This is a genomic window from Streptomyces sp. W16, assembly GCF_033194735.1.
Lineage (GTDB): Bacteria > Actinomycetota > Actinomycetes > Streptomycetales > Streptomycetaceae > Streptomyces.
The window spans coordinates 1-7,714 of record NZ_JAWOAI010000475.1 but is presented as its reverse complement, the minus strand read 5'-3'; the positions used below and the strand labels follow the sequence as shown (position 1 = coordinate 7,714).

Here is a 7,714-nt window from a genome sequence, read left to right as displayed (position 1 = left end):
GGGGCGCGGCGGATGCAGCAGCCTCGCCGTCGCCCGCTCGCAGATCATCCGGACCCGTTCCGTGGGCAGCCCGAGCAGTGCGGCGGCCTGTTCCTCGGCGACCCCCTCGTACAGCCTGAGGACCACGATCAGCCGCTCCTGGGGTGCCAGAGCGCCCAACGGGCTGTCGGGGTGCGGGCGGGCCCGGCCGAGGCCGCCGTACTGGTGCCAGGCCCCGCGCGCGAAGCGGCTGGCCAGATACTGCCGGGCGCGGTCGTACGGGTCCTCCCCGCGCAGCCGGTCCCAGCACGCGTACGTGTGGGCAAGCGACAGCGTCAGCAGGCGTCGCGCGCGCGGGTTGTCGTCCGTGGCCTCCGCGGTGAGCAGTGTGGCGGCATGCAGCAGCCGCCCTGCCGCGCCCGCGACGAACGCATCGAACTCCCGGGCCCGGCGGGCGCCTTGGGACACCTGCCGTTCGCGCACCATGCCCTCCCCCCTGATGGCCCCGGTCTCATCTGAGGCCAGGGCTGTCGTGAGGTCAAGAGTTCGGTACGAAGGGGCGGGAGTCGGGCACCACGCGCGTGTGCCCACACCCGTCAGGGACAGGGATCAGGAAACCGGCGGTCAGGAAGCGGACGGCGGCTCGTTGCCCGGCATCGCCATCCGCGCGGAGAGGGCGGTGTTGAAGCGCGTGAGGAGCGTGCAGAACGCCTCGCGCTCCTCCGGCGCCCAGTCGTGTGTCAACTCGTCCATCAACTGACGCCTGGACGAACGGACTTCCTCCAGTCGCGACTGCCCGCGCGGGGACAGCTGCAGCACCACCGCGCGGCCGTCCTCGGGGTGCGAGGTGCGCTTGACGAGCCCGGTGTCGACGAGCGGAGCCACCTGCCGGGTGACCGTCGACGAGTCGATCCCCATGCTCGCCGCGAGCGCCTTGACGCCCATCGGGCCTTCCTTGTCGAGGCGGTTGAGCAGCAGATACGCGGCGCGGTCCATGGAGTTGCGCACCTGTCCGACTCCACCGAGCCGGGTCTGTTCGGCACGGCGGGCGAACACCGCCACCTCGTGCTGCAGCGTGTCGAGGAGACCGGGGTCACCGACGGTCGTCATGTCCATCGACATTTCAGGTGTTGTGGGCATGGCCGGAGGCTCGCTTCATGAAGGGGGTGCTGGGTTGGGGGACAGGGTACGCGGATGGAAGGCGGCCCGTACCGGCGCTGCGCAAACCAGTCTCGGAGCTTGGTCACAGCCGTGGCGCGCGCCTGTGAACTGCGATGCTTGAGGCATGAGCTACAGCACGGCTGACTCCTTGCGACCCGTCACCCTCGACGATGTGCGCGGCGCCCAGAAGATGCTCACGGGCGTGGCGCGGGTGACCGCGATGGAAGGCAGCAGGCACCTGACCCAGCTCGTCGGCTCACCGGTGCACTTCAAGTGCGAGAACCTCCAGCGCACGGGCTCCTTCAAGCTGCGCGGCGCCTACGTCCGTATCGCCGGACTGCTGCCCGAGGAACGCGCCGCCGGTGTCGTCGCCGCGAGCGCCGGCAACCACGCCCAGGGCGTCGCCCTCGCCTCCGCGCTCCTCGGCGTGCGCTCCACGGTGTTCATGCCCAAGGGCGCGCCCCTGCCGAAGATCAGCGCCACCAAGGAGTACGGCGCCGAGGTGCGCCTGCACGGCCATGTGGTCGACGAGACGCTGGCCGCCGCGCAGGAGTACGCCCAGGAGACGGGCGCGGTGTTCATCCACCCCTTCGACCACCCGGACGTCATCGCGGGCCAGGGCACGGTCGGCCTGGAGATCCTGGACCAGTGCCCCGAGGTGCGCACGATCGTGGTCGGGATCGGCGGCGGCGGACTCGCGGCCGGTGTCGCGGTCGCCGTGAAGGCGCTGCGGCCCGACGTGCGGATCGTGGGCGTGCAGGCGGCGGGCGCCGCCGCGTTTGTGCCCTCGCTGGCGGCCGGACGCCCGGTGTCGATCCAGCACCCGGCGACGATGGCCGACGGCATCAAGGTCGGCAGGCCCGGTGACGTGCCGTTCGCGATTGTCGCCGATCTGGTGGACGAGGTCCGCACGGTCACTGAGAACGAACTGTCCACCGCGCTGCTGCTGTGCCTGGAGCGGGCCAAGCTGGTCGTCGAACCGGCCGGTGCCAGCCCGGTCGCGGCGCTGCTGAGCGATCCGCGGAGCTTCGAGGGACCGGTCGTCGCGCTGCTGTCCGGCGGGAACGTCGACCCGCTGCTGCTCCAGCGCATCCTGCGCCACGGCATGTCCGCGCAGGGCCGCTACCTGGCCGTGACGCTGCGCCTGACGGACCGGCCGGGGGCGCTCGCGACGCTTCTCGGGGTGTTGTCAGTGGTCGACGCTAACGTCCTCGATGTGAGTCACGTCCGGACCGACCCACGGCTCGGGCTCACGGAGGTGGAGGTCGAGCTGCACCTGGAGACGAAGGGGCCGGTGCACTGCGCCGAGGTCGGCCAGGCCCTGCGCGACGCGGGATACACGGTCATCGACTGAGGTCAGGGCCCGTTCGTCAGCTGTTCCGTCACTCGTTCGAGAAAACCCATTGAGAGACGCGATACATCGCGTTATGGTGTGTCTCGTGCCACCGCTCTGCGCGACAAACGGCACAAACCTAGGCTTTTCGAAGAATCCCCGACGACGTGGAGACTGATATGCCAGGCGCCATCTATGCCGAAGGCCTGGTGAAAACCTTCGGCGATGTGAAAGCTCTGGACGGCGTCGACCTCGATGTCCCCGAGGGCACCGTGCTGGGTCTGCTCGGGCCCAACGGCGCGGGCAAGACGACCGCCGTCCGCTGTCTGACCACCCTGCTGCGACCCGACAGCGGCAAGTTGATCGTGGCCGGCCTCGACGTGCTCAAGCAGCCCAACGAAGTGCGGCGTTCCATCGGCCTCTCCGGCCAGTTCGCCGCGGTCGACGAATACCTGACCGGCAGGGAGAACCTGCAGATGGTCGGCCAGCTCTACCAGATGAAGGCCAAGGCCGCGAAGGCCCGTGCGGACGAACTGCTCGACCAGTTCAACCTCGCGGACGCCGCCGACCGCACGGCCAAGACCTACTCCGGAGGCATGCGCCGCCGACTCGACCTGGCGGCGGCGCTCGTCGTCTCCCCGCCCGTGATGTTCATGGACGAGCCGACCACAGGCCTCGACCCGCGCAACCGCCAGATGCTGTGGGAGGTCATCAAACGGCTCGTCTCCGGCGGCACGACACTGCTGCTGACCACGCAGTATCTGGAAGAGGCCGACCATCTCGCGCACGACATCGCGGTCGTCGACCATGGCAAGGTCATCGCCCGCGGCACCTCCGACCAGCTCAAGGCCCGCACCGGCGGCGAGCGCGTGGAGGTCGTCGTGCACGAGCGCGACCACATCCCGATCGCCTCGGAGGTGCTGCGCGGCTTCGGCAAGGGCGACACCACCGTCGAGGAGCACACCCGCAAGCTCACCGTGCCCGTCACCGGCGGCGCGAAGCTCCTCGCCGAGGTCATCCGCGAACTCGACACCCGCGGCATCGAGATAGATGACATCGGCCTGCGCCGCCCCACCCTCGACGACGTGTTCCTCTCCCTGACGGGCCACCTGGCCGAGGAGAAGACCGAGGAGAACGGCGCGGACACCAACCCGGACACCAAGGACCGCAAGCACAAGAAGGAGGCCGCGAAGTGAGTGCCGTCACCGACGCCGTGCCGGTCGCGGCACCGAGCAGCGCGCTGGGCCAGTCCGTGCACGACTCCCTGGTCGTCGCCAAACGGAATCTGATCCGCATGAGCCGGATTCCCGAGATGGTGATCTTCGGGCTGATCCAGCCCATCATGTTCGTGGTGCTGTTCACCTACGTCTTCGGCGGTTCCATGCAGATCGGCGGCAGCACCAGCGCCACCGACTACAAGAACTTCCTGATGGCGGGCATCTTCGCGCAGACCGTCACGTTCGCCACCGCCAGTTCCGGCGCGGGCATCGCCGACGACATGCACAAGGGCCTCATCGACCGCTTCCGCTCGCTGCCCATGGCGCGTGGCGCGGTGCTGACCGGGCGGACGCTCGCCGACCTCGTGCAGACCGCGCTGACCCTCCTGGTCCTCGCGGTGGTCGCCCTGCTGGTCGGCTGGCGGGTCGGCTCGGACGGGGGCACCAACGCCGGCAAGGTCCTCGGCGCCTTCGGCCTGCTGCTTCTGCTCGGATACGCGTTCACCTGGATCGGCGCCCTGATCGGGCTCAGCGTCCGTACACCGGAGGCGGCCACCTCCGGCGGACTGATCTGGCTCTTCCCGGTGACCTTCATCTCGAATGCGTTCGTGGACACCAGCCACATGACCCCGTGGCTGCGCCACATCGCCGAGTGGAACCCGTTCAGCGCCACCGTGCAGGCCTGCCGGATGCTCTTCGCCAACCCGGGACAGTCGCCCTCGGACGCCTGGCCCATGGTGCACCCGGTGTGGGCCTCACTGATCTACTCGCTCCTGATCATCCTCATATTCCGGACGCTGGCGGTGCGGAAGTACCGCTCGGCGACGGCCTGAGGAGAGACACAGGGCGTCGACCCGAGCAGGAGGCATGACGAAACCCCCGGCGCCGCAAGGCCGCAGGGGGCTCGTCGAAGGCGATGGACCGGTCCCGCGGGTCAGCCGTTGTACGGCTCGGCCTTGAGGATCGTCACCGAAGCCTTCTTGCCGTTGGGCAGCTCGTACTGCGCGTCCTGGCCGACCTTGTGGCCGAGCACGCCGGAGCCCAGCGGGGACTGCGGCGAGTACGTCTCGATGTCGGCGCTCGCGTACTCGCGCGAGGCAAGCAGGAAGGTCATCGTGTCGTCCTTGTCGCCGTCGAAGGCGATCGTGACTACCATGCCGGGCGCGACCGCGCCGTCCGCCGACGCCGGAGCCTCGCCGACCTTGGCCTTCTCCAGGAGCTGGATCAGCTGGCGGATGCGGAGCTCCTGCTTGCCCTGCTCCTCCTTGGCCGCGTGGTACCCGCCGTTCTCGCGCAGGTCGCCCTCCTCGCGCGCGGCCGCGATCTTCACGGTGATCTCGGCGCGCGCGGGACCAGACAGGTACTCCAGCTCGTCCTTGAGCTTGGTGTACGCCTCCTGCGTGAGCCAGGTGACGTCTTCGCTGGTCTGGGTCACAGGTGCTCCTCGTAGGTACTGGGAATACAAAGCATCGCCCTACCCAGAAGAATGTTCCTTCATGGAAGGGCGAAACCACGAGCCTAACAATTCAACGGCGTCAGGGGGAGGACATAAGGCACCAGAAATACGTCAACGCAGGTCAATGCCTACACAACAAGGGTGACGTCAGTCGGAGTGACAGCCCAGCAGCTCGGCCGTGGTGCCCCTGGCCGTCGTGCGTAGGGTGACGACCTTGTCGATGCGGGTCGCGGAGCCGCCGAAGCGGAAGTCGGCGCGACCCACCTCGGACTGGTCGGCGGCCTGCGACCGCAGGGTGCAGTAGCCGCTGGTGCCCGAGTCCTTGTGGACCTCCAGATGCACCTTGACCTCGTTGCCCGAGGCCTGGAAAGTGATCACTTCGGCGCTGATCTTGGTCTCGACGACATAGTGGTAGGCGAAGTACCCGACGAGGACGAGCACGGCCGCCGCGAGGACGGCACCGGCGACCTTGAGCTTGTGGTCGGCACGCTCGTCCGACGAGTGGCCGTAGCGGCCCTCGGGCAGTCGCGTACTCGCCGTACTCATGATCGTCCTCCCGGCAAGGGGCTTCCGAAACCAGCCCCCGGAATTATTCGCCTCCCGATTCGGTCACTATAGAAGCCGCCGATCGCACCCCAGGACACCGGGGCGCCGACCTACTGAGGATTGAGTCTTGACTGACCAGCTGCGACTGATGGCCGTCCACGCGCACCCCGACGACGAGTCGAGCAAGGGCGCGGCCACCATGGCGAAGTACGTGTCCGAGGGGGTGGACGTGCTGGTCGTGACCTGCACGGGCGGGGAGCGCGGCTCCATCCTCAACCCGAAGCTCCAGGGCGACAAGTACATCGAGGAGCACATCCACGAGGTACGCAAGAAGGAGATGGACGAGGCCCGCGAGATCCTCGGCATCAAGCAGGAGTGGCTCGGTTTCGTCGACTCGGGGCTGCCCGAGGGCGACCCGCTGCCCCCGCTGCCCGAGGGCTGCTTCGCGCTGGAGGACGTCGACAAGGCGGCCGGCGAGCTGGTGAAGCAGATCCGCTCGTTCCGCCCGCAGGTGATCACCACCTACGACGAGAACGGCGGCTACCCGCACCCCGACCACATCATGACCCACAAGATCTCGATGGTGGCGTTCGAGGGCGCGACGGACACCGAGAAGTACCCGGAGTCGGAGTACGGCCCGGCGTACCGGCCGCAGAAGCTGTACTACAACCAGGGCTTCAACCGGCAGCGCACCGAGGCGCTGCACAAGGCGCTGCTGGACCGGGGCCTGGAGTCGCCGTACGGGGACTGGCTCAAGCGCTGGGACGAGTCCGGGATGATGCGGGACCGCACGCTCACCACGCACATTCCGTGCGCCGAGTTCTTCGAGATCCGTGACAAGGCGCTGCTCGCGCACGCCACGCAGATCGACCCCGACGGCGGCTGGTTCCGGGTCCCGATGGAGATCCAGAAGGAGGTCTGGCCGACCGAGGAGTACGAGCTCGCGAAGTCCCTGGTCGATACCTCCCTCCCCGAGGACGACCTCTTTGCGGGCATCCGCGACAATGCCTGACATGAGCTCAAGCGCAGCCCTGGCAATGACGCATCTGGTCCCCCTCGCCGAGGTCGACGAGAACAAGGTCACCCCCGGCGTCCTCGGTTTCATCGTCTTCGCGGTGATGGCCCTGGCGGTATGGGGGCTGATGAAGTCCATGAGCAAGCAGATGAACAAGGTCGACTTCAAGGAGGCCCCGGACCCGACGGCCGAGTCCGAGGCCGTTCCGGCCGAACCCAAGGCCAAGCAGGGCTGACCGGGCGGGCCCGCGCGGGGGTGCTCAGGGCCGGTCCGGCACCGCCACCCCCATCACCTCACGGGCGTGTCGGCTCGGCACCATGCCCAGCCGCCACGCCTGCCAGCCCGCCTCCAGGTTCACGCCCCGCTCCAGCAGCAGCTGGTACGCCTCCACGTAGTCGTCGAGTTTCTCGTCGCGGTAGGGGTGGCGGGTGCGGGAGAGCTGGGCCAGTTCCTCCTGGGCGACCGCCGTGCCGACCTCGACGCCGCCGGGGGCCGCGTACGGCAGGAGCGTGGAGCGCAGGAAGCGGGCCCAGTCCTCGCCGCGGCGGTCGCCGTACGAGGTGAACAGGCCGAGCGCCTCGTCGCACAGGGTCAGTGCCTGTGCGGTACGGGCGTTGCCCGCGTCGACCACCGCGAGCTCCAGGCACGTCCACGCCTCGCCGTGGGCGACGCCGATGCGCTGGAAGTCGGCGCGGGCGTCGACGAGGAGCTGGCGGGCGAAGCCGGAGTTGCGCAGCGAACCCGTCTGGGCCGCGCGCTGGTCGCGGGTGACGCGGGCCGAGTGGTGCCGGGCGCAGGCCAGGCCGTAGACGTCCCGCATGCGGGAGAACATGGTGCGGGACCGTTCCAGTTCGCGTACCGCCAGGTCCAGGTTGCCGGTCTCCTCCAGGGCCTGGCCGAGGTAGTAGACGGTCCAGGCCTCGCCGCGGGCGTCCTCGTTGTCGCGGTGCCGTGAGGCCGCCGTGCGCAGGCCGTCCACCGCCGGGGACGGGTCACCGGCGACCAGC

General features: G+C 69.0%; 9 protein-coding genes and 1 pseudogene. 5 read left to right on the top strand and 5 right to left on the bottom strand.

Annotated elements, in window-relative coordinates:
- Together R6V09_RS40850 and R6V09_RS40845 are read right to left on the bottom strand one after the other, a co-directional pair.
- Positions 1–462, bottom strand: a 462-nt coding sequence (locus R6V09_RS40850; protein ID WP_317886549.1) for a sigma factor-like helix-turn-helix DNA-binding protein, incomplete at its 3' end; no start/stop codon positions are given.
- A gap of 141 nt (positions 463–603) precedes the next feature.
- Positions 604–1,101 (bottom strand): MarR family winged helix-turn-helix transcriptional regulator, encoded by a 498-nt coding sequence (locus R6V09_RS40845; RefSeq protein WP_317886548.1) that lies wholly within the window; start codon positions 1,099–1,101, stop codon positions 604–606.
- A 163-nt stretch (positions 1,102–1,264) separates the two neighbouring features.
- Between R6V09_RS40845 and ilvA the strand changes: the two genes are divergently transcribed.
- The 3 genes from ilvA (at position 1,265) to R6V09_RS40830 (ending at position 4,523) form a co-directional block, all read left to right on the top strand.
- A complete protein-coding gene (gene ilvA / locus R6V09_RS40840; RefSeq protein ID WP_317886546.1) occupies positions 1,265–2,494 on the top strand; it encodes a threonine ammonia-lyase in 1,230 nt (409 codons plus the stop codon).
- A gap of 158 nt (positions 2,495–2,652) precedes the next feature.
- Entirely contained in the window at positions 2,653–3,669 is a 1,017-nt protein-coding gene (locus R6V09_RS40835; protein WP_317886545.1) for an ATP-binding cassette domain-containing protein, read from the top strand.
- Positions 3,666–4,523, top strand: a complete 858-nt coding sequence (locus R6V09_RS40830; RefSeq protein ID WP_317886544.1) for an ABC transporter permease — start codon at positions 3,666–3,668, stop codon at positions 4,521–4,523. Before R6V09_RS40835 ends, R6V09_RS40830 begins: the two co-directional genes overlap by 4 nt.
- Before the next feature lie 101 nt (positions 4,524–4,624).
- Here the strand turns inward: R6V09_RS40830 and greA are convergent, their stop codons facing one another.
- Complete coding sequence (gene greA, locus R6V09_RS40825) at positions 4,625–5,125, bottom strand: transcription elongation factor GreA (RefSeq protein WP_317886543.1); 501 nt, start codon at positions 5,123–5,125, stop codon at positions 4,625–4,627.
- A gap of 168 nt (positions 5,126–5,293) precedes the next feature.
- Entirely contained in the window at positions 5,294–5,692 is a 399-nt protein-coding gene (locus R6V09_RS40820) for a DUF4307 domain-containing protein (RefSeq protein ID WP_317886542.1), read from the bottom strand.
- Between the two features lie 148 nt (positions 5,693–5,840).
- Here R6V09_RS40820 and mca point away from each other — a divergent pair, with 148 nt between their 5' ends.
- A complete protein-coding gene (gene mca, locus R6V09_RS40815) occupies positions 5,841–6,704 on the top strand; it encodes a mycothiol conjugate amidase Mca (protein WP_317886547.1) in 864 nt (287 codons plus the stop codon).
- Positions 6,697–6,942 (top strand): hypothetical protein, encoded by a 246-nt coding sequence (locus R6V09_RS40810; RefSeq protein WP_317886541.1) that lies wholly within the window; start codon positions 6,697–6,699, stop codon positions 6,940–6,942. Before mca ends, R6V09_RS40810 begins: the two co-directional genes overlap by 8 nt.
- A 24-nt stretch (positions 6,943–6,966) precedes the next feature.
- Here R6V09_RS40810 and R6V09_RS40805 read toward each other — a convergent pair.
- A pseudogene (locus R6V09_RS40805) lies at positions 6,967–7,714 on the bottom strand (hypothetical protein); the annotation flags it as partial.